At 65.2% G+C, this 18,034-nt stretch carries 18 protein-coding genes; 13 read left to right on the top strand and 5 right to left on the bottom strand.

What is annotated here, in order from left to right; all coding sequences use genetic code 11:
• Positions 1-7: 7 nt before the first annotated feature.
• Together ASC63_RS14300 and ku are read right to left on the bottom strand one after the other, a co-directional pair.
• Positions 8-355, bottom strand: a complete 348-nt coding sequence (locus ASC63_RS14300) for a hypothetical protein (protein WP_082487931.1) — start codon at positions 353-355, stop codon at positions 8-10.
• Between the two features lie 144 nt (positions 356-499).
• Positions 500-1,384: a non-homologous end joining protein Ku gene (gene ku / locus ASC63_RS14295; RefSeq protein ID WP_055815805.1), complete on the bottom strand. Its 885-nt coding sequence runs from the start codon at positions 1,382-1,384 to the stop codon at positions 500-502.
• Between the two features lie 178 nt (positions 1,385-1,562).
• Between ku and ASC63_RS14290 the strand changes: the two genes are divergently transcribed.
• The 4 genes from ASC63_RS14290 to ASC63_RS14275 all read left to right on the top strand — a co-directional run bounded on the left by ASC63_RS14290 (position 1,563) and on the right by ASC63_RS14275 (position 5,271).
• On the top strand, positions 1,563-1,907 hold the full coding sequence (locus tag ASC63_RS14290; RefSeq protein ID WP_055815802.1) for a DUF7882 family protein: 345 nt from the start codon (positions 1,563-1,565) through the stop codon (positions 1,905-1,907).
• Positions 1,908-2,115: 208 nt separating this feature from the next.
• A complete protein-coding gene (locus ASC63_RS14285; protein ID WP_157487728.1) occupies positions 2,116-2,286 on the top strand; it encodes a hypothetical protein in 171 nt (56 codons plus the stop codon).
• A gap of 31 nt (positions 2,287-2,317) precedes the next feature.
• On the top strand, positions 2,318-4,810 hold the full coding sequence (locus ASC63_RS14280) for a molybdopterin oxidoreductase family protein (RefSeq protein WP_055815797.1): 2,493 nt from the start codon (positions 2,318-2,320) through the stop codon (positions 4,808-4,810).
• On the top strand, positions 4,807-5,271 hold the full coding sequence (locus ASC63_RS14275) for a hypothetical protein (RefSeq protein WP_055815793.1): 465 nt from the start codon (positions 4,807-4,809) through the stop codon (positions 5,269-5,271). The genes ASC63_RS14280 and ASC63_RS14275 overlap by 4 nt, the downstream gene beginning before the upstream one ends.
• Positions 5,272-5,287: 16 nt before the next feature.
• On the opposite strand, the gene ASC63_RS14270 is transcribed toward ASC63_RS14275, so the two are convergent.
• The gene (locus tag ASC63_RS14270; protein ID WP_055815790.1) at positions 5,288-7,180 is read right to left on the bottom strand and encodes a transketolase; all 1,893 of its coding nucleotides are present in this window, start codon (positions 7,178-7,180) and stop codon (positions 5,288-5,290) included.
• A gap of 133 nt (positions 7,181-7,313) precedes the next feature.
• A complete protein-coding gene (locus ASC63_RS14265) occupies positions 7,314-8,267 on the bottom strand; it encodes a DNA topoisomerase IB (RefSeq protein WP_055815787.1) in 954 nt (317 codons plus the stop codon).
• A gap of 150 nt (positions 8,268-8,417) precedes the next feature.
• On the opposite strand from ASC63_RS14265, the gene ASC63_RS16370 reads away from it, so the two are divergent.
• The 6 genes from ASC63_RS16370 (at position 8,418) to ligD (ending at position 13,845) form a co-directional block, all read left to right on the top strand.
• Positions 8,418-8,579, top strand: coding sequence for a hypothetical protein (locus ASC63_RS16370; RefSeq protein ID WP_157487727.1), 162 nt, complete (start codon positions 8,418-8,420; stop codon positions 8,577-8,579).
• Positions 8,579-9,604, top strand: a complete 1,026-nt coding sequence (locus ASC63_RS14260; protein WP_235492346.1) for an SDR family oxidoreductase — start codon at positions 8,579-8,581, stop codon at positions 9,602-9,604. Before ASC63_RS16370 ends, ASC63_RS14260 begins: the two co-directional genes overlap by 1 nt.
• 34 nt (positions 9,605-9,638) lie before the next feature.
• Positions 9,639-10,580, top strand: a complete 942-nt coding sequence (locus ASC63_RS14255) for a quinone oxidoreductase family protein (protein ID WP_055815785.1) — start codon at positions 9,639-9,641, stop codon at positions 10,578-10,580.
• A 175-nt stretch (positions 10,581-10,755) separates the two neighbouring features.
• The gene (locus tag ASC63_RS14250) at positions 10,756-11,064 is read left to right on the top strand and encodes a DUF3311 domain-containing protein (protein ID WP_082487861.1); all 309 of its coding nucleotides are present in this window, start codon (positions 10,756-10,758) and stop codon (positions 11,062-11,064) included.
• Positions 11,061-12,782: a monocarboxylate uptake permease MctP gene (gene mctP, locus ASC63_RS14245; RefSeq protein ID WP_055815781.1), complete on the top strand. Its 1,722-nt coding sequence runs from the start codon at positions 11,061-11,063 to the stop codon at positions 12,780-12,782. The genes ASC63_RS14250 and mctP overlap by 4 nt, the downstream gene beginning before the upstream one ends.
• 40 nt (positions 12,783-12,822) lie before the next feature.
• Positions 12,823-13,845 (top strand): non-homologous end-joining DNA ligase, encoded by a 1,023-nt coding sequence (gene ligD / locus ASC63_RS14240; protein WP_055815778.1) that lies wholly within the window; start codon positions 12,823-12,825, stop codon positions 13,843-13,845.
• 19 nt (positions 13,846-13,864) lie between these two features.
• On the opposite strand, the gene ASC63_RS14235 is transcribed toward ligD, so the two are convergent.
• The gene (locus ASC63_RS14235) at positions 13,865-14,917 is read right to left on the bottom strand and encodes an ATP-dependent DNA ligase (RefSeq protein WP_055815775.1); all 1,053 of its coding nucleotides are present in this window, start codon (positions 14,915-14,917) and stop codon (positions 13,865-13,867) included.
• 162 nt (positions 14,918-15,079) lie between these two features.
• On the opposite strand from ASC63_RS14235, the gene ASC63_RS14230 reads away from it, so the two are divergent.
• The 3 genes from ASC63_RS14230 to ASC63_RS14220 are packed head-to-tail and all read left to right on the top strand — an operon-like array spanning position 15,080 to position 18,004.
• Positions 15,080-16,147 (top strand): LolA family protein, encoded by a 1,068-nt coding sequence (locus ASC63_RS14230; protein ID WP_200936940.1) that lies wholly within the window; start codon positions 15,080-15,082, stop codon positions 16,145-16,147.
• A complete protein-coding gene (locus tag ASC63_RS14225; protein WP_235492345.1) occupies positions 16,144-17,130 on the top strand; it encodes an ABC transporter ATP-binding protein in 987 nt (328 codons plus the stop codon). Before ASC63_RS14230 ends, ASC63_RS14225 begins: the two co-directional genes overlap by 4 nt.
• A 37-nt stretch (positions 17,131-17,167) precedes the next feature.
• A complete protein-coding gene (locus tag ASC63_RS14220) occupies positions 17,168-18,004 on the top strand; it encodes an ABC transporter permease (RefSeq protein WP_268765204.1) in 837 nt (278 codons plus the stop codon).
• The last annotated feature ends 30 nt before the right edge of the window (positions 18,005-18,034 follow it).

The raw sequence follows: 18,034 nt of genomic DNA, 5'->3' as shown, positions 1-18,034 counted from the left end.
ATTCCGATCAGTCGACGAGGTCATCCGGGAAGTCGATGCCGTCAGCGGCCGAGGCTGCGCCGTCGGGCACGGGGACGGCCCGAGGGCCGAGAAGCCCCGCTGTGCGCCGCTCGAGTTCACGGACGAGTTCCTCGTCCACCGGTTCTTCCTGCGCCTGCTCGACCGGTTCGGCCATAATCTGGCTTGCCGGCCCCACAACCATCTCTATGCGCCCCACCCGCCCCTTGGACATCACGGGAATGTCGAATCTATCCGCCCGGGTGCGGCGCGCGAGAGCCGTCGCATAATCCATGACCGCCTCGGCGATGCGGTCACCCGTAAGAAATTCCTCGCCAACATAGTGGATGCGTTTCATCGTTCCTGCTCCCGTCTGGCCGATGCGCATGTGCCTGGGCTTCAGCCTTCACCCGCACGGTATGCGGATTGTTGAGGTCGGGGAAGGGGGTAGCTGAGAGCGGACCGACATGCTACGCGGGCCAGTCATTGGTGAGAAGTACGGCTAGCTGGCTTTGGTCGGCTTCTTCTTGGTGGCACCAGAGGCAGTCTTCGTTCGACTCGTGGCCTTCTTCGCAGGAGCACGGGAACTGCTCCGCGAGGTGCGATTCTTGTCGACGCTGCGTTTCAGCGCCTCCATCAGATCGAGAACCTCACCGCCGCCGTTGTCGTCGTCGGAGTTCTCGCCGAAGGTCGCATCCGTGTCGAGCGATTCGCCCTGTTTCAGCTTGGCGTCAATGAGCTTGGTCAACTCCTCCTGATACTCGTCGCTGAACTTCTCCGGCGAGAAGTCGTCGGCGAATGACTCGACGAGTGCCGCCGACATCTCCCGCTCTTTCGCGCTGATGCGTACTGATTCATCGAGCGCAGTAAACTCCGCCTCGCGCACTTCGTCATCCCAGAGCAGCGACTGCAGCATGAGCACGTCGCCGCGTACGCGCAGCGCGCCGAGGCGGGTTTTCTGGCGCAGCGCGAAGTGCACGATGGCCGTGCGCTCGGTCTCTTCGAGCGTTCGGCGTAGCAGCGTGTAGGCCTTGATCGACTTCGAGTCAGGTTCAAGAAAGTAGCTGCGGTCGAACATGATGGGGTCGATCTGCTCACTGGGCACGAACTCAACGACCTCGATCTCGCGGCTGCGCTCCTCGGGCAGCGACTTGAGTTCGTCGTCTGTCAGCACGACAGTCTTGTCCCCGGCCTCATACGCCTTGTCTGTGTGCTCCCAGGGCACGATACGCCCACAGACCTCGCACCGTCTCTGGTATCGGATGCGACCACCATCTTTGTCATGCACCTGATGGAGGGCGATATCGTGATCCTCCGTCGCCGCGTAGACCTTCACCGGAACGTTCACAAGACCGAACGCGATGGCACCCTTCCAGATAGCTCTCATGCACTCAGTAGACATCGTTCGCTGTCGTGCCGCCACACCGTGCCGGGCGCCAGAACCCATGCGCGCCGAGGCGTCCCTTGCGCGCCACGGTGATTGGGACGACCCTGAGCACTATGTGCGATCACGCAAACACGATGCTTTCGACACCTCAGCGACCCGAGAGGGAGGACTGAGCGCGATGGGTGTTCTGCACTACAGCGCCACCGGTATCGAAGTCGAATTCGACGACCGTGTGCTGGCGCACCTTCAACTCGCAATGGGCGCCAAATTGCGCCGCGGCGAGAGCTTCTTTCTGAACTGGAGGGACACCGTGCAGGTCGGCGACGGCCGCAGCAGCATTTGGGTGGAGCCGTCGATTCCCCTGGCCTTCAGCTACACGACTACAGACAAGCAGGAAATAAATCGCGGATGGCTCGCGATTCTGGTGAACAGTGCCGAGGGACAGCATGGCATGCAGCTCACGGACGAGCCGGAGCCCGACGGCGACGACGGCCACTCCCTGGACAACAGCATGAAGCCGTGATCTGTCGGCGCTAGCACAGCGTCGTGCCTGCGGCAATCCCTTGCTCGCTCGCGGGCCCCTGCGTAGACCAGACGTATTGAGTTTGCTCCATGCAGGCACGCAAGCGGAAAGGCCGACCATGTCTATTCAGGTGGAATCACCGCAACCACGATTCCAGGGATTAACCCGATCGATCGAACTGCGGAAGATCTCCGACACGGAGTGGCGAGTGAGCGATTCACGCATCCCCGTGGGCGACGCTGGCAGCGTTCTTGGTTTCGTGGAAAAGACCGACGAACGAATCTACGAGGTGCTGCAGCTTGGAGCTGGGCACGGCATCGCCAAGCTGACCTTTCGTTCACTCGATGAGGTGACAGAGCACTTCGCCCGACGGAGTTGACGTATTTTCTCGATGAGGAAGTGGTGAAGGTATGCCCGATCGGATAGCGCAGATCTGGGGGAGCCGCACCCCCTTCGCCCGCGGCGATTCCTGGCCGATAAGAGTGGATCAGGCCCTCGCCGACGGAGTCGGCGAGAACGAGGTGGACCGATGGGTGCAATCCGCCTGCGTGCTCTGCAGCAACGGCTGCGGCTGTGACATTGCTGTCAAAGATGGCCGCATGGTCGGCATCCGGGGCCGCGCCGTCGACCGTGTCAATCACGGGCGCCTTGGGCCGAAGGGCCTGTTCGCGAGCTGGCAGGGCATGGACAACGCCGACCGGCTGACCAAGCCGCTCATCCGTCGCGACGGTGAACTCGTCGAGACCGACTGGGAGACGGCGATGGAGCTGATCGCCTCGAAGAGCCGCTCTCTGTTGAGCGAGCGTGGCCCGCTCTCACATGGTTTCTACACGAGCGGACAGCTGTTCATCGAGGAGTACTACGCGCTCGCCGTGCTCGGCAAGGCGGGCATCGGCACTCCGCACATGGATGGCAACACGCGGTTATGCACCGCGACGGCTGCGATGGCACTCAAGCAGAGCTTCGGGGCCGACGGTCAGCCCGGCAGTTATGACGACATCGATGAGTGCGACGCGCTCTTCCTCTACGGTCACAACATGGCGGAGACGCAGACGGTGCTGTGGACGCGGATTCTGGATCGCCTGGCCGGCCCAGACCGCCCGGCGATCGTCTGTGTCGACCCCCGGAAGACGGAGGTGGCGCGCAATGCCGACGTGCACCTCGCGGTAAAACCGGGAACGAACCTCGCGCTCATGTACGGGCTGATCCGCGAGCAGTTCGAGCACGACTGGATCGATGATTCCTACATTCTGCAGCACACACTGGGTGTCGACGAGTTGCGCGCGGCGGCCGAGCAGTGGACCCCGGAGGCCGTTGCCGAGACCTGTGGTGTCGACCCGGATGACGTGCGCCGGGCGGCCGAGATTTTCGGCACATCGAAGCGCGTTCTCTCCACTGTCCTGCAGGGCTTCTACCAGTCGTCCCAGGCGACGGCCTCGTCGTGCCAGGTCAACAATCTCCACCTGCTGCGCGGGCTGATCGGCAAGCCGGGCAGCGGCATCCTGCAGATGAACGGGCAGCCGACGGCGCAGAACAATCGCGAGTGTGGTGCAGACGGTGACCTGCCCGGTTTTCGCAACTGGGAGAATGCCACTCACGTGAACGAGCTCGCGGAATTGTGGAAAATCGACCCTGCGGTGATCCCTCACTGGTCACCGCCCACGCACGCGTTACAAATCTTTCGCTACGCCGAACAGGGCTCCATCGAGTTCCTGTGGATCTCGGCCACGAATCCGGCGGTATCGATGCCGCAGCTCTCGCGCATCCGCAACATTCTGGCCAAACCCGAGCTTTTCGTCGTCGTTCAGGATCTGTACCTCACTGAGACGGCACGGCTCGCCGATGTCGTGCTGCCGGCGGCGGGCTGGGGGGAAAAGACGGGAACCTTCACCAATGTGGATCGCACGGTGCATTTCTCCGACAAAGCTGTCGAGCCTCCGGGTGAGGCGCGCAGCGACCTGGACATCTTTCTCGACTATGCCCGTCGCATGGATTTCCGAAACCGCGACGGCGAGCCGCTTCTCGACTGGAGCGGACCCGAGGATGCGTACCGTGCCTGGCAGGATTGTTCACGCGGACGACCGTGCGACTACTCCCGCATCGACTACGACAGCTTGCGTGGTGGCAGCGGCATTCAGTGGCCGGGTACCGACGAGCATCCGGATGGTACGGAGAGGCTTTATGTCGACAACACGTTTTCGACCGATCCCGACTACTGCGAGACATACGGCCATGACCTTCTGACCGGAGCGACGGTGGGGGAGCAGGCATATCGCGAAATGAACCCGGCCGGGCGGGCGATCTTCAAGACGGCGCCGTTCACGCCGAGCCACGAGGAACCCGACGAGGAGTATCCGCTGCGCTATACGACCGGCCGAACCGTCTATCACTTTCACACACGAACCAAGACGGCGCGTGCCAAGCCTCTGAACCGAGCGGCACCATCGGCGTGGGCCGAACTCTCGGTCGCTGACGCACACCGGATGGGTATCGCCGAGGGGGACATCGTGCGAGTGACCTCACGTCGCGGCGAGATCGTCGTGCCGGCTCGCGTTGGCGACATACGGGAGGGAACGGTGTTCGCCCCGTTTCACTATGGGTACTGGGACTCGGATGCGTCTTCCCCCGGCGAGCGGCCGAGTGCGGCGAACGAGTTGACGATGACGGAGTGGGATGCGGTCTCCAAGCAGCCGTCGTTCAAGAACGGTGCTGTGCGGGTCGAGCGCGTGCAGGCGGGAACAGGGCCAGCGCCCGCGCCGACCACGGCGGCATCGCGGCCCGCGGGGCCTCTTGGCGACGCGGTTCCGACGACGACGGGCGGGCCCGAGGCGGCCAGCAGCGAACGATTTGAGCGGGGCGCCACGACTGTCGATGCGAGTGTGGTGGGGGCTGAGCCATCATGAAGCTGTCGTCGTATTTGGGATTGCTGCACAAGGCGGAGCAGACGATGGCTGAATCGTATTGGCAGGTCGCCGAAGGCCACGGCCATGAGCCCGATGTGTACTTTTTGTGCATGACTCTGGCCAAACAGTGCGACGCCCATATGCACGCTCTCGCACCGGTTGTCGACCGCTATGGCGAAGACGATGATCAGGCCAGCGAGCCGGAGAATATTCATGCCGAGGGCCTCGGCGAGACACGCAGCGGGCCGATCGGGCTGTTGCGTGATCTGCAGGATCTCTACATTCTCGCGAACTTCGTTGACTGCACCTGGACCATGGTCAAACAGGCCGCACAGGCGCTGCGCGACGAGGAGCTGCTCGGCGTCGTCGCGAAGTGCGACAAGGAGACCGCGGTGCAGATTGCGTGGTTGAAGACCCGCATGAAACAGGCAGCCCCACAGGCCCTGGTCGTCGCCCGGTAAGCATCGGGAGGCTCATTCAGCGCGACCTCGAGTCGTCGACAAGGCTGTGTGCTGCCTGCACGACGCGTGCCGTGCCGATGCCTGCGGCATCCATGAGTTCGATCGCCGTGCCGGAGCCGGGCCGTCCCTGCACACCGAGCAGGATCGCACGCGGCGGATTCTGCTGGTCGGCCAGCGCCTCGACGACGGCGGAGCCAACGCCGCCCTCGACGTGGTGGTCTTCGACCACGACGAAGCCGCCGGTGGCCGTCGACGCTTCGATGAGGGTGTCCCGATCCAGCGGCTTCACCGAATACAGGTCGATGACGCGTGCCGAGATTCCGTCGGTCGCGAGCTGCTCCGCCGCGGCGAGACAGGTGTGCACGGTGACGCCGGCGCCGATCAGGGTGACGGCGTCGTCGTCGCTCGAGCGCAGGGTCTTGCTGCCACCGATCGGGAATCTCTCACCGGAGGGGTAGAGCACCGGGTATTTGCCACGGGTCGTGCGCAGATACACGATTCCGCTTCGTTCGAGCATCTCGCCGACCAGCGCAGCGGCGCTCGTCGCATCCGCGGGGTAGAGCACGGTGGAACCGACGATGGCGCGCAACGCGGCGATGTCCTCGAGCGCCATCTGCGAGGGGCCGTCCTCGCCGATCTCGACGCCGGCGTGCGAGCCGCACAGCCGAATGTTTGCCTCGGAGACGGCCGCCATCCGAATGAAATCATAGGCGCGCGAGAAGAACGCCGCGAACGTCGAGGCGAATGGCCGGTATCCGCGCACCGACATGGCCACGGCGGTGGCTATCAGCTGTTGCTCCGCGATGTACATCTCGAAATAGCGCTCCGGGTACTCTGCGGCGAAGGTGCTCGCATAGGTGGAGTTGCTCACCTCGCCGTCGGTGACGACGACGTCTTCGTGAACGCCGATCGCCTTCAGCGCGTCACCATACGCGGTGCGCGTCGCCACTTTCTCGCCGAGTTCGTAGCTCGGCATCGCGACGTGCACATCGACGGGCCGGAACTCCGCGCTCGTAGTGCCTGTTTCGGCGTCTTCGGGCAGCAGGGGCGAGATCGTATCGTTTCGCACCCCACCAAGCGCAGCGACCGCATGCTCAGCCATCTCCTGGGGCAATGCCTTGCCATGCCATCCATCCTCGTTCTCGATTTCCGGCACACCCTTTCCCTTGACCGTCTTGGCGAGGATGACCGTCGGCGCGTCGCTGGAGCGCGCCATGTCGAGCGCGGAGTCGATGGCGTCGATGTCGTGCCCATCGATGGCGATCGCGCGTGCCCCGAACGCCTCGACCCGTCGGCCGTACGCATCCAGATCCCATTCCAGTTCGGTGGGACCACGCTGGCCGAGCCTGTTCACGTCGACGATCACGGTCAGGTTCGACAGGCCGTTCAGACCGGCCTTGTCGAGGGCCTCCCAGATCGAGCCCTCGGCTAACTCGCTGTCGCCACACAAGACCCACACATGGTACGGAAGCTTCTCCAGGCGCCGCGCGACCCATGCAATGCCAACACCGATCGGCAGGCCCTGTCCGAGCGATCCGGTGGCGACGTCGACCCATGGCAGCTGCGGCGTTGGATGCCCCTGCAGCCGGGATCCGAAACGTCGATACGTGCTGGTCAGCTCGGTGTCATCGATGACGCCGGCCGCCTTGAACATCGAATACAGCAGAGGAGAGGCGTGCCCCTTGGAAAAGATCAGGTGGTCATTGTTCCTGTTGCGAGGATCGTTCCAGTCGTAGTGGAGGTATCGCGTGAGCAGAACAGCCATCAGATCTGCCGCCGACAGGCTCGAGGTGACATGGCCTGACGAGGGCCCGGATGCCGCGCGAATGGAGTCGACACGCAGTTGCGCGGCCAGCTCGGCAACCTCGATTGTTCCGGAATCCACCCGTTCGATCTGTGGCTCAGACATCGTTCCTCCTCGCGTTGCGCACTGAAGCCGAGACATGTCGTGGCCCTTCATCCCTCGGCGCGTGACGACTGACACGCTACGCGCGGCACGCGGCCGTGCAAGCCCCTTGCGTTCAAGCGTGGAGGTGTCTGGTTCAGCTCTCCAGCAGGCGCAGCAGGGCAGATTCGGGTGAAAGCCGAGTGTTCAGCACCTGACCGGCACGGTAGCGATCGAAGATGCGCGGATCGATGTAGCTCGCCTTGGCTACCGCGCGGGTGTTGCCCAGCGCATCCGCCGTGTGCTCGATCGCCCGGGTGATGGCGGCGTCGGCGTCGTGCTCGCCGCCGTCGCGGCTGGCGAGCGAGGTTGCGGCGGCGATGGTCCCGCGCAGGGTGCGGAAGTCTTTGGCTGTCAGCTCGCCGCCGGTGCGTTCACGGATGTCATCGTTGACCAGCGCCGTGGTCAGCGAGTGCCAGCGCGGGTCTCGCCAGGAGAGCAGGCGTGAGCGCGGCCCGCGTGCGGCCTGGATCGCGCCCAGGAACCGCACGAGAGTGGCATCCGTCACGACAGATCGCCACTCCTGCCCGCTTTTCGACGGAAAGGTGAAGAGCGCGTCCGCAGCGGTGATCGTCACATGCTGGCACAGCAAAGTGGTGAGGCCGCGGCTGCCGTTACTGCGCAGATACTGCTCATTGCCGATGCGCAGTGAGGAACGGTCGATGATGCGAAATGCGGCGGCACAAGCCCGCGACCGGCCAAAATCGGAACCGGCCAGGTCGCGGCTCACGGAGCGGCGCGCGGCGGGAAGCGACTGTGCCAGAAGAATGGCGCGATCGAATTTCACGCGATCCCGCCGTGCCCGCCACGCGTCGTGATAGATGTACTGGCGCCGGCCGGCTTGATCGGTGCCCAGCGCCTGGATGTGCCCGAATTCATCCGGGGAGATCCAGACATCCGTCCACGCCGGGGGAATCACGAGCGCGGCTATGCGGTCAAGCAGCTGCTTGTCTGTCACGGTTCGGCCGTCGGCGTCGAGATAGCGCAGCCGCGATGTCCCCAGACGCCGGATGCCGGGACCGGTCGGGTCGCTGTGATGCAGTCTGGGCATGCTGCGGCTCCTCGTCCCCTCAAGTGCTCCGACTTTAGTATTCCCGTGCGCGCTGTCAAGCCCTGTGCGCTGACGATCCCCGCGCGTAGCGTGCGGAACACAGGCGGCGGGTGCCGCCAGAAACGGTCGGACCGAGACGAAAGAGAGACGATGAGCGACAAGCATCCAGACCACGAGAACGACGACGAAACCGACCGTGAGGGCGCGCCGGAGACGGGACAGGAAGACGCGGGGCTAAGCAACGAACCATCCCAGCAGGAGCATCACAATCCGGAGACGCAGGAGGATACGGCGTCGGGCGGCGCGGCCTGATGATGACGAGGCGAGAGCGGCCGCTCGTGGTCGCGGTGACGGGTGCAAGCGGGGGAGTCGGACGGGCTACCGCGATCGAGTTCGGGCGGGAGCGTGCCCGCGTGGCCCTGCTCGCGCGTGGCGCCGCCGGACTGGCTGGCGCCGAAGCCGAGGTGCGTGCCGCCGGCGGACATCCGTTTGCCGTGTCTGTCGATGTGGCAGATGCCGATGCCGTCGAGGCCGCCGTCGAACGAATCGAACAGGAACTCGGACCCATCGACATCTGGGTCAATGCCGCCTTCTCGTCGGCGTTCGCCCCGTTCTCGGAAATCTCGGCGGCTGAGTTCCGGCGCGCGACCGAGGTCAGTTACCTGGGCTTCGTCTACTGCACGATGGCCGCGTTGAAACGGATGCGGACGCGCGATGAGGGGACCATCGTGCAGGTCGGGTCGGCGCTCGCCTATCGGGGCATTCCCTTGCAGAGCGCATACTGCGGAGCGAAGCACGCCATCCAGGGGTTCAACGAATCGTTGCGTTGCGAGCTTCTGCACGAATCGAGCGGTGTTCGCACGACGATGGTGCAACTGCCCGCCCTCAACACGCCGCAGTTCTCGTGGTTGCTGTCGAGGCTGCCCAAGCAGGCACAGCCCGTGCCGCCGATCTACCAACCGGAGGTCGCGGCCCACGCCGTCGTGTACGCGGCGTTCCACCCGCGCCGCCGGGAGTGGTGGGTCGGACGCAGCACGGTGAAGTCCATGATCGGCAACGCCGTCGTGCCCGGCATGCTCGACCACTATTTGGCCCGCACGGGCTTCGGCGGCCAGCAGACGAGCCAGCCTCGCGATCCCTCCGCCCCCGTGAACCTGTGGGAGCCCGCTGACGAGAGTGAGGACTTCGGCAGCCACGGCATCTTCGATGATCGCGCACAGTCCCGCAGCATTCAGGCCATGGCATCTCGACAGCGCATGAAGCTCCTCGCGGGCGCCTTCGCCGGCGCCGCTGCCGCCACTGCGCTGTGGGGCGCGATGCGCACACGCCGCCGCTGACCGTGTCACGGCGCCGAGTGGTTAACTTGCAGCCATGGCTAAGACATGGATTGCCGAGGGCTTCGGAGGCCTGGAACAGCTGCGACTGGTCGACAAGGAGGTGCCGGCACCCGGCGCCGGTCAGGTCACGATACGGGTGAAGGCGGCCGGAATGAATCCGGCCGACTACAAGCACTTCGCCGGTGCCCGAAACCCGTCAACGCCGCAGGCTGCGATCGCCATCGGGTATGAGGTCGCCGGCATTCTCAGCGCTCTCGGGCCGGATACGCAGATCGGCTCGGGCGGCGGCGCCGTCGGCGACGAGGTGCTCGCCTTTCGCATCTCCGGTGGCTATGCCACCGAGGTGACCGTGCCTGCCGCGGACGTCTTTGCGAAGCCCGACGCCCTCGACTTTTCGCAGGCCGCGAATCTGCTGCTGGCCGGTTCGACCGCTGCCGAGATGCTGCATGTCACGTCCGTCGCGGCGGGCGAGACGATTCTCGTACACGGCGCATCCGGCGCGGTGGGCGTCAGCGTGCTTCAGCAGGCAAGAATCATCGGCGCACGGGTCATCGGCACCGCGAGTCCGAAGAACTTCGAGACACTGCGCTCGTTTGGGGCTGAGCCGATTGCCTATGGCAACGATCTGCTCGAGCGCCTTCGCGACGAGTTCTCGGCCAGCCCCGTCGCGGCGCTCGACTGTATCGGCACCGACGAGGCGATCGATGTCTCGCTGGCGCTCGTGGCCGATCGCAGCCGCATCGTCACCATTGCGAATTCGGCCCGCGCAGAGCGGGATGGATTCACGGCGATCGGTGGTCGGATTCCGGCAAGCGCGGCGTACCGGGACGGCATCCGGTCACAGCTCATCCGACTGGCCGCGGAGGGCCGTCTGAAGGTCCCCGTTGCCGGAACCTTTCCGCTCGACGAGGCCATCACGGCGCTCACGCTGCTGAAGTCAGGGCACGCCGGAGGCAAGCTCGCCCTGATTCCGTGAGCGCTGATTCCCCGAGCACGGGCCAGAAGCGGGAGGGTGAGTCCTCTTTGCCAAAACTCCTCACGGGAGTACTCTCCTGATCGGACTCCTGTTGATGTCGGCGTGAGGCACGCGCCACCGCCGATCAGACACTCCCGCGGAATGGCCGCAGAGCCGGGGTTCATGAGGAGCGTCAATGTCGACACCAGAGATTCCCACACGTGGGCCAGCGAGACGCGGTCCGTATGTCATATCGGGCATTCTTATCGTTATTGCGATAGCCCTGCCGCTGATAGTTCCCATCTATGCCCGTGCGGAGCCGGCGCTTTTCGGAATGCCGTTCTTCTACTGGTATCAGATGCTCTGGGTGCTCATCGATGCGGTGCTGTTGTGGATCTGTTACGTGATCATCACAAAGGAGGATCGCCGCCGACGTGACGCCGTGCGCAGCGACCCGAGCAACCCCTCACACGCGCGCCACGGCAAGACGGAGGGGCAGAAATGAGCGCCGCGCCGTTCGCGTCGATGGCTACAGCCGCTGCGACAACCGGCACGCACAAGGTCGACGGTGTAGCCCTTGCCGTGGTCATCATCATCTTTGTCATCGTGGCCGTCATGGGTTTCGTTGCCGTGCGCTGGCGCATCAAGCCCGAGGAACGTGGGCTGAAGTCCCTCGACCAATGGGGCCTCGGCGGCCGCGGCTTCGGCAGCTGGATCACCTGGTTTCTCCTTGGCGGTGACCTTTACACGGCATACACATTCATCGCCGTTCCGGCGGCCATGTACAGCACCGGCGCGGTCAGCGGATTCTTCGCCGTGCCGTACACGGTGGTGCTGTACCCGATCGTCTTTTTGCTCATGGCGCGGCTCTGGTCGGTGTCGCACCGCCACGGCTTCGTGACGCCTGCCGACTTCGTCGGAGGCCGCTACGGAAGCAAGACACTCTCCACGGCGGTTGCGGTCACCGGCATCGTCGCGACGATGCCGTACATCGCGTTGCAGCTGGTTGGCATCAAGGCGGTGCTCTCGGTACTCGGGCTCGGCAGCGACGCCAACCCGTTTCTTGCCGATCTTCCTCTGATCATTGCCTTCGTCGTGCTCGCCGCGTACACGTACACGGCCGGGTTGCGCGCTCCCGCCGCGATAGCCGTGGTGAAGGATCTGCTCATCTACATTGCCATCATCGTTGCGATCATCTGGCTGCCTTCGCACTTCGGTGGATGGGCCCACATCTTCGACGCGGCGTCGGCGAAGATGTCTGCGACGAATCCCGCCACCGGAGCGCCCGTCGGCTCGGTCATTCCCGGGGCGACGAGCTTCAACGCCTACTGGACGCTCGCTCTCGGATCGGCCATGGCGCTGTTCATGTACCCGCATTCGATCACCGGCGTGCTCTCCACAAAGAGTCGCAACACGATTCGCCGCAATGCTGTCGTGCTGCCGATCTACTCGCTCATGCTCGGGTTTCTGGCGTTGCTCGGCTACGTCGCGATCAAGGCGGGAACCATCCCGCTCGGCCTGGACGGCAAGATCAACCCGCAGCTCGTGGTGCCCCAGCTGTTCCTCGACAACTTTCCGTCGTGGTTCGCCGGCGTCGCGCTTGCTGCCATCGCGGTGGGCGCTCTCGTACCGGCCGCCATCATGTCGATCGCGGCATCCAATCTGTTCACGCGCAACATCTATCGGGACCTGTTCAAACCGCATGCGACGCCGGAGCAGGAGGCCAAGGTCTCCAAACTGGTCTCCCTGCTGGTGAAACTCGGCGCGCTGCTGTTCGTGCTCGTGATGGATCAGTCCGCGGCCATCAACATGCAACTCCTCGGCGGGGTCTGGATTCTGCAGACGTTCCCGGCGATCGTCGCGGGCCTGTACACGCGCTGGTTCCACCGCTGGGCGCTGCTGATCGGCTGGGCCGCGGGAATTCTCTACGGCACGATGGCGGCGTACGGCGTCGTCAATCCCGCAACCGGAGCTCATTTCGGCGGATCGATCGCAGCCATTCCGTTCACCAACATCCCGATCTACATCGCCATCACCGCGTTCGTCATCAACGCGATTGTCTCGGTGGTGCTCACCGTCGTCTTCAAGGCGCTGAAGGTGAAGGACGGGCATGACAGCACTACCTCGAGCGACTACGGTGCCGATGAACACGACCCGAAGGTGCGGGCGGTCGCCACGACGGCTTCGCCGACAGCCCCGGGCCCGGCCTCGCCCGTGGAGTGACCGTCGGCAGAAGGAGGCTGGTCGCGAGTAGCGTGTCGCTATGGCAGGCGAAGCAGAGGTCATCACCGTCGAGGGCCCCGATGGAGAGCGCGAGGTGCGTATCTCCAGCCCGACGCGCGTGTTGTGGCCGGATGCAGGCATCACGAAGCTCGACCTGGCGCACTACATGGTGGCGGTGGGCGAGGCCTTCATCGCCGCCAACGGTGACCGCCCGATCTCGTTGCAGCGCTTTCCCGACGGCATCGACAGCGAGACCTTCTTCTCCAAGAACCCGCCCAAGGGCGCCCCGCACTATGCGCGCTCGGTGATGGTGGTCTACCCGAGTGGACGCACGCATCCGCAACTCGTTATCGATGAGCCGGCCACGGCCGTCTGGGCGGTGCAGATGAACACGGTGGTCTTCCACCCGTGGGCGTCCCGCGCCGGCAGGCCGGATTTTCCCGACCAGTTGCGCGTCGACCTGGACCCGCAGCCCGGCACCGACTTCGACGACGCGATTGCCGCGGCGCTTGGATTGCGTTCCGTGATGGAGGAGGCGGGTCTGACCGGCTTCGTGAAGACATCCGGCAACCGGGGACTGCATGTCTTCGCACCAATCGAGCCGGCCTACGAGTTTCTCGACGTGCGGCACGCCGTCATTGCCCTCGCGCGCGAACTCGAACGGCGGATGCCGCGTGCGGTCACCACCGCGTGGTGGAAGGAGGAACGTGGCAAGCGAATCTTCGTCGACTTCAACCAGGCGAATCGCGACCGCACGATGGCCGGTGCATACAGCCCCCGGGCACTCGCCCACGCGCCCGTCTCCTGCCCGATCGAGTGGGACGAGCTGGCGCATATCGACCCCCGCAACCTCACCATAAGCACGGTGCCGGAACGGCTGGCGAAACACGGTGACTCGTGGGCTGGCATGCACGAGCATCCCGGCTCCATCGATCAGCTGCTCGGCTGGTGGAAGCGGGACAGCGAGGCGGGACTCGGGGAACTCCCTTTTCCGCCCGACTTTCCGAAGATGCCGGGGGAGCCGCCGCGCGTGCAGCCCAGTCGTGCCCGTGCCGAGCGGTGACCCGAAGTCGCAGAACGAGTCAGAGCAGTACCTTGCTGAGGTCGTACTCGACGGGAGTCTCGAGCTGCTCGAAGGTGCACGAGTGCGCATCACGATCCGGCCGCCAGCGAAAGAACTGCACGGTGTGCCGAAAGCGTGAGCCCTCCATCTGGTCGTAGCGCACCTCGGCCACCTGCGTCGGCCGCAAACGCACGTAGGAGACATCCTTGCCAGAGGAGAAGCGGCTGCGCTCGGTCTCGCCGGTCACGATCTCGCCGCGCTCGTCGCGTTGCACCAGCGGCTCGAGCTCGTCGACCAACTCGAGCCTGCGCGCGTCGCTGAACGCGGATGCCCCGCCCACGTTGCGCAGCACGCCTTCGGCATCGTACAGGCCCAGCAGAAGGGAACCGACACCGCTGCCGCTCTTGTGCACGCGGTACCCGAGCAGCACGACGTCTGCTGTGCGATGATGCTTGATCTTGAGCATGAGGCGTTTGCCCGGCGCGTATGCGGCGGCCAGCGGCTTGGCCACTACGCCGTCCAGACCGGCACCCTCGAAATCCACGAGCCAGCGCCGCGCGAGCTCGACGTCATGGGTGTTCTGGCTCATGAAGATTGGCGCGGGCAGCCCTTGTGTCAGCCTTTCGAGTGCGGAGCGCCGCTTCGAGAAGGGCAGCTCCAGAAAGTCGTCATCGTCGAGCGCGAGCAGGTCGAATGCGACGAACATCGCGGGCGTCTGATCGGACAGCGTGCGGATGCGGTTCGCGGCCGGGTGAATGCGTTGTGAGAGAGCGTCCCAGTCGAGCCGCTCATGGCCCGGCTCTCCCGCACGCACCACTATCTCGCCGTCGAGCATGCAGGCGCTGGGCAGAAGCCGCGTGAAGATGTCCGTGAGTTCCGGGAAGTAGCGGGTGAGCGGCTTGGAGCTGCGGCTGCCGATCTCACACGACTCGCCGTCGAAGGAGACAATCGCTCGAAAGCCGTCCCATTTCGGTTCGTAACAGAGGCCGCCGGGCACGCTGTCAGCGGCGGGAACGGCGTCCACGGCCTTGGCGAGCATGGGAGTGGGGATGGAATCGTACGGCGTGCTCATACTGTGATCTTGCGCCCGAGCGTGAGTGCGCGCCACCGGCGGCGGTTCGGTTGCCCTTCACACCGAGTTCGCAGCCGGGAAAGCTGCAGATGACCGGCGCGAAGCGTAGTGTCGTTCGTACCGAGAGCCTCACCGATAGCCCCGTAAGGGAGGCCCAAGAGTATGAACAAGAATCTGCTGCGCTGGGTGCCCGCCGCGGTGGTGCCCGTGCTGATTGCTGCCGGGGTCATTGCGGCTCATGGCGCCACCGATGTGAGCCTGCCCACGAAGACGCCGGAACAGGTATTAACCCTGGTGGGCCAGAGTTCGGTGACGGCGTTCTCCGGCACAATCGAGCAGAGCTCGAATCTCGGCCTTCCCGCACTGCCGAGCGTCGGGCCTTCCGCGAATGCCGGACTGTCGTCTGCCCTGGAATTTCTGACCGGCTCCCATACAGCTCGAGTCTTCGTTGACGGGCCCACGAATGCCCGCGTACAGGTGATCGACACCCTCGCCGAGCGAGACCTGGTGCGCAACGGCGCAGAGCTGTGGGCGTACGACTCCAGCAAGGCCACTGCAACCCACCTGAGACTGCCGGCCGGTGGAGCGTTCAAGCACCCGGGTGCCGTCACTCCCGACCCGGATGCCGGCGTGCAGACGCCCGCGCAGCTCGCGCATCGACTGCTGGCCGAACTCACGCCAAGCACGACGGTGTCGCTTGGCGATAACGCCAGCGTTGCCGGTCGTTCCGCCTACGACCTGGTGCTCACGCCACGCACGAGCGCAACGCTCGTCGGCTCGGTGTCCATCGCGGTGGATGCGAAGACCGGCATGCCGTTGCGTGTCGAGGTGAACGCACGGGGACAGAAAGACGCCGCCGTGAGCATCGCCTTCACCGATGTCTCGCTACAGGCCCCGGCAGCGAGCACCTTCGACTTCACCGCTCCCAAGGGAACAACGGTGAAGCAGCAGACGCTGCCGCAGAGCCTCGGGGCGCTCCGACACACCGCCGACCACGCGGCGGCTCCGAAGGTCATCGGCTCCGATTGGGCCTCCATCGTCGAGTTGCCGGCCGGAACGGTTCCGGCATCGGCGCTGACATCCCCGCTGCTCGCGCAGGCGAGCAGCGCCGTCTCAGGCGGTCGACTGCTGAGTACGTCACTCGTGAACGTGTTTGTGGCCTCCGACGGCCGGGTGTTCGCCGGCTCCGTTCCGGCGAGCGCGCTGCAGGCCGCGGCATCCGATCGGTGACAAACACGCCCTCGACCGCCGAACTGGCGATCGAGACACACGCCCTGAGCAAGCGGTTCGGTCGGCATACGGCTGTCGATGGCATCGACCTTGCGGTTCCCCGTGGGGCTGTCTTCGGTTTTCTCGGACCGAACGGATCGGGCAAGACCACCACCATTCGCATGCTGCTCGGCCTTGCAGCGGCCTCGGAGGGGCAGGTGCGCGTGCTCGGCCACGAGATGCCCCGGCGCCTGGCCGAGGTGCTTCCGCGCGTCGGCGCCCTCGTGGAGGGGCCGGCGTTCTACCCGTTTCTCTCCGGCGCCGCTAACCTGCGCCGACTGGATTCGGCCGAACGGCATGCGTCGAGTTCCACCCGGCGGGCGCGTACCGAGGAGGCGCTGGCCCGGGTCGGCCTCACGCATGCTGCAGGCAAGAAGGTGCACGCCTATTCGCTGGGCATGAAGCAGCGGCTCGGCATCGCCAACGCGCTGCTCTCGCCCCGCGAGTTGCTCGTTCTCGATGAGCCCACGAACGGGCTGGATCCGCAGGGCACGCGGGAGGTGCGCAGCCTGGTGCGTTCGCTTGCCGATGGTGGCACGACCGTGTTCGTCTCCAGCCATCTGCTCACCGAGATCGAGCAGATGTGCACTCACGCGGCGGTGATGAGCGCGGGGCGGCTCGTGGCGCAGGGAACCCTCGATGAACTCCGGCGAGCGGGCGGGCAGGCTCGCCTCGTGCTGCGCACACCGGATGCCGCTCGTGCGCGCCGCGTGCTCGCATCCGCCGGTCTTGTGGTTGAGACCATTGGTGTGGACGAGACCGAGGGCGTTGGCGGCGACGTGTTCGTGCGGGCCGCGCTGCCCGACTCGGATGTGCGAAGCGAATCGATCGTCGAGGCACTCGTGCGCGGCGGGGTAAGGGTTCGCGGATTCACCGTGGAGAACGCGAGTCTCGAGGATCGCTTTGTCGCGTTGACCGGCGAGGGGTTCGACATTGCCGAATGAGATTGGGCCGAATGGCACTGGGCAGAATGAGACCGCCGTGCGCACCGACCGGCCCTCGGTCGGGTGGGCCTTGCTCGGTAGCGAACTCGCCGTGCTCTTTCGGCGCCGTCGAACGTGGGCGATGCTGGGGGCGCTCGCCGCGGTGCCGATTCTCATCGCCGTTGCTGTGCGGGTGACCTCGTCGGGATCCGGTTCGGGCCGCGGGCCGCAATTTCTCGACAACATCACCCACAACGGGCTCTTCGTCGGCGTCACCGCCCTGGTGGTGTCGATTCCGCTGTTCCTGCCGCTGACGATCGGGGTTGTCGCCGGCGACACCATCGCGGGAGAGGCGAGCCATGGCACGCTGCGTTATCTGCTGGTAGCTCCCGCCGGCCGAGTGCGACTGCTGCTCGTCAAATACCTGGGTGCGACGACGTTCTGCCTTGCCGCCACGCTCGTGGTCGTCGTTGCGGGCACGATCATCGGCATCGCCCTCTTTCCCGTCGGCCCGGTAGCGCTGCTGTCCGGCGACACGGTGCCGGTCGGCGAGTCCCTCATGCGCCTGCTGCTCATCGCCGGCTACATCACGGTGTCGTTGCTGGGCCTCAGTGCCATCGGACTGTTCATCTCGACCCTGACGGATGTGCCCGTCGGGGCCATGGCCGCGACGGTCGTGCTGGCCGTTGCATCCCAGGTGCTCGACGAGCTGCCGCAACTGGACTGGCTGCATCCGTGGCTGTTCAGCCACTATTGGTTCGGCTTCGCCGACCTGCTGCGCCAGCCGATCTCGTGGGGCTCCTTCGGCGACAACGCCCTGCTGCAGGCGGGATATCTCGTGGTCTTCGGCGCCCTGGCCTACGGGCGCTTTCTCAGCAAGGATGTCTTGTCATGACTGCCTACTCGAAGCCGGCGTCGAAGGAGC

This window comes from Leifsonia sp. Root112D2, from assembly GCF_001424905.1.
Taxonomy (GTDB): Bacteria; Actinomycetota; Actinomycetes; order Actinomycetales; family Microbacteriaceae; genus Root112D2.
Note: the sequence above shows the minus strand (reverse complement) of the source record. Positions and strands in the feature narration are given on the sequence as shown.

Bases quoted from the DNA above. Each gene is read 5' to 3' on its own strand.
- ASC63_RS14300 (WP_082487931.1), bottom strand. From the start codon at position 355: ATGAAACGCATCCACTATGTTGGCGAGGAATTTCTTACGGGTGACCGC.
- ku (WP_055815805.1), bottom strand. From the start codon at position 1,384: ATGAGAGCTATCTGGAAGGGTGCCATCGCGTTCGGTCTTGTGAACGTT.
- ASC63_RS14290 (WP_055815802.1), top strand. From the start codon at position 1,563: ATGGGTGTTCTGCACTACAGCGCCACCGGTATCGAAGTCGAATTCGAC.
- ASC63_RS14280 (WP_055815797.1), top strand. From the start codon at position 2,318: ATGCCCGATCGGATAGCGCAGATCTGGGGGAGCCGCACCCCCTTCGCC.
- ASC63_RS14275 (WP_055815793.1), top strand. From the start codon at position 4,807: ATGAAGCTGTCGTCGTATTTGGGATTGCTGCACAAGGCGGAGCAGACG.
- ASC63_RS14270 (WP_055815790.1), bottom strand. From the start codon at position 7,180: ATGTCTGAGCCACAGATCGAACGGGTGGATTCCGGAACAATCGAGGTT.
- ASC63_RS14265 (WP_055815787.1), bottom strand. From the start codon at position 8,267: ATGCCCAGACTGCATCACAGCGACCCGACCGGTCCCGGCATCCGGCGT.
- ASC63_RS16370 (WP_157487727.1), top strand. From the start codon at position 8,418: ATGAGCGACAAGCATCCAGACCACGAGAACGACGACGAAACCGACCGT.
- ASC63_RS14260 (WP_235492346.1), top strand. From the start codon at position 8,579: ATGATGACGAGGCGAGAGCGGCCGCTCGTGGTCGCGGTGACGGGTGCA.
- ASC63_RS14255 (WP_055815785.1), top strand. From the start codon at position 9,639: ATGGCTAAGACATGGATTGCCGAGGGCTTCGGAGGCCTGGAACAGCTG.
- ASC63_RS14250 (WP_082487861.1), top strand. From the start codon at position 10,756: ATGTCGACACCAGAGATTCCCACACGTGGGCCAGCGAGACGCGGTCCG.
- mctP (WP_055815781.1), top strand. From the start codon at position 11,061: ATGAGCGCCGCGCCGTTCGCGTCGATGGCTACAGCCGCTGCGACAACC.
- ligD (WP_055815778.1), top strand. From the start codon at position 12,823: ATGGCAGGCGAAGCAGAGGTCATCACCGTCGAGGGCCCCGATGGAGAG.
- ASC63_RS14235 (WP_055815775.1), bottom strand. From the start codon at position 14,917: ATGAGCACGCCGTACGATTCCATCCCCACTCCCATGCTCGCCAAGGCC.
- ASC63_RS14230 (WP_200936940.1), top strand. From the start codon at position 15,080: ATGAACAAGAATCTGCTGCGCTGGGTGCCCGCCGCGGTGGTGCCCGTG.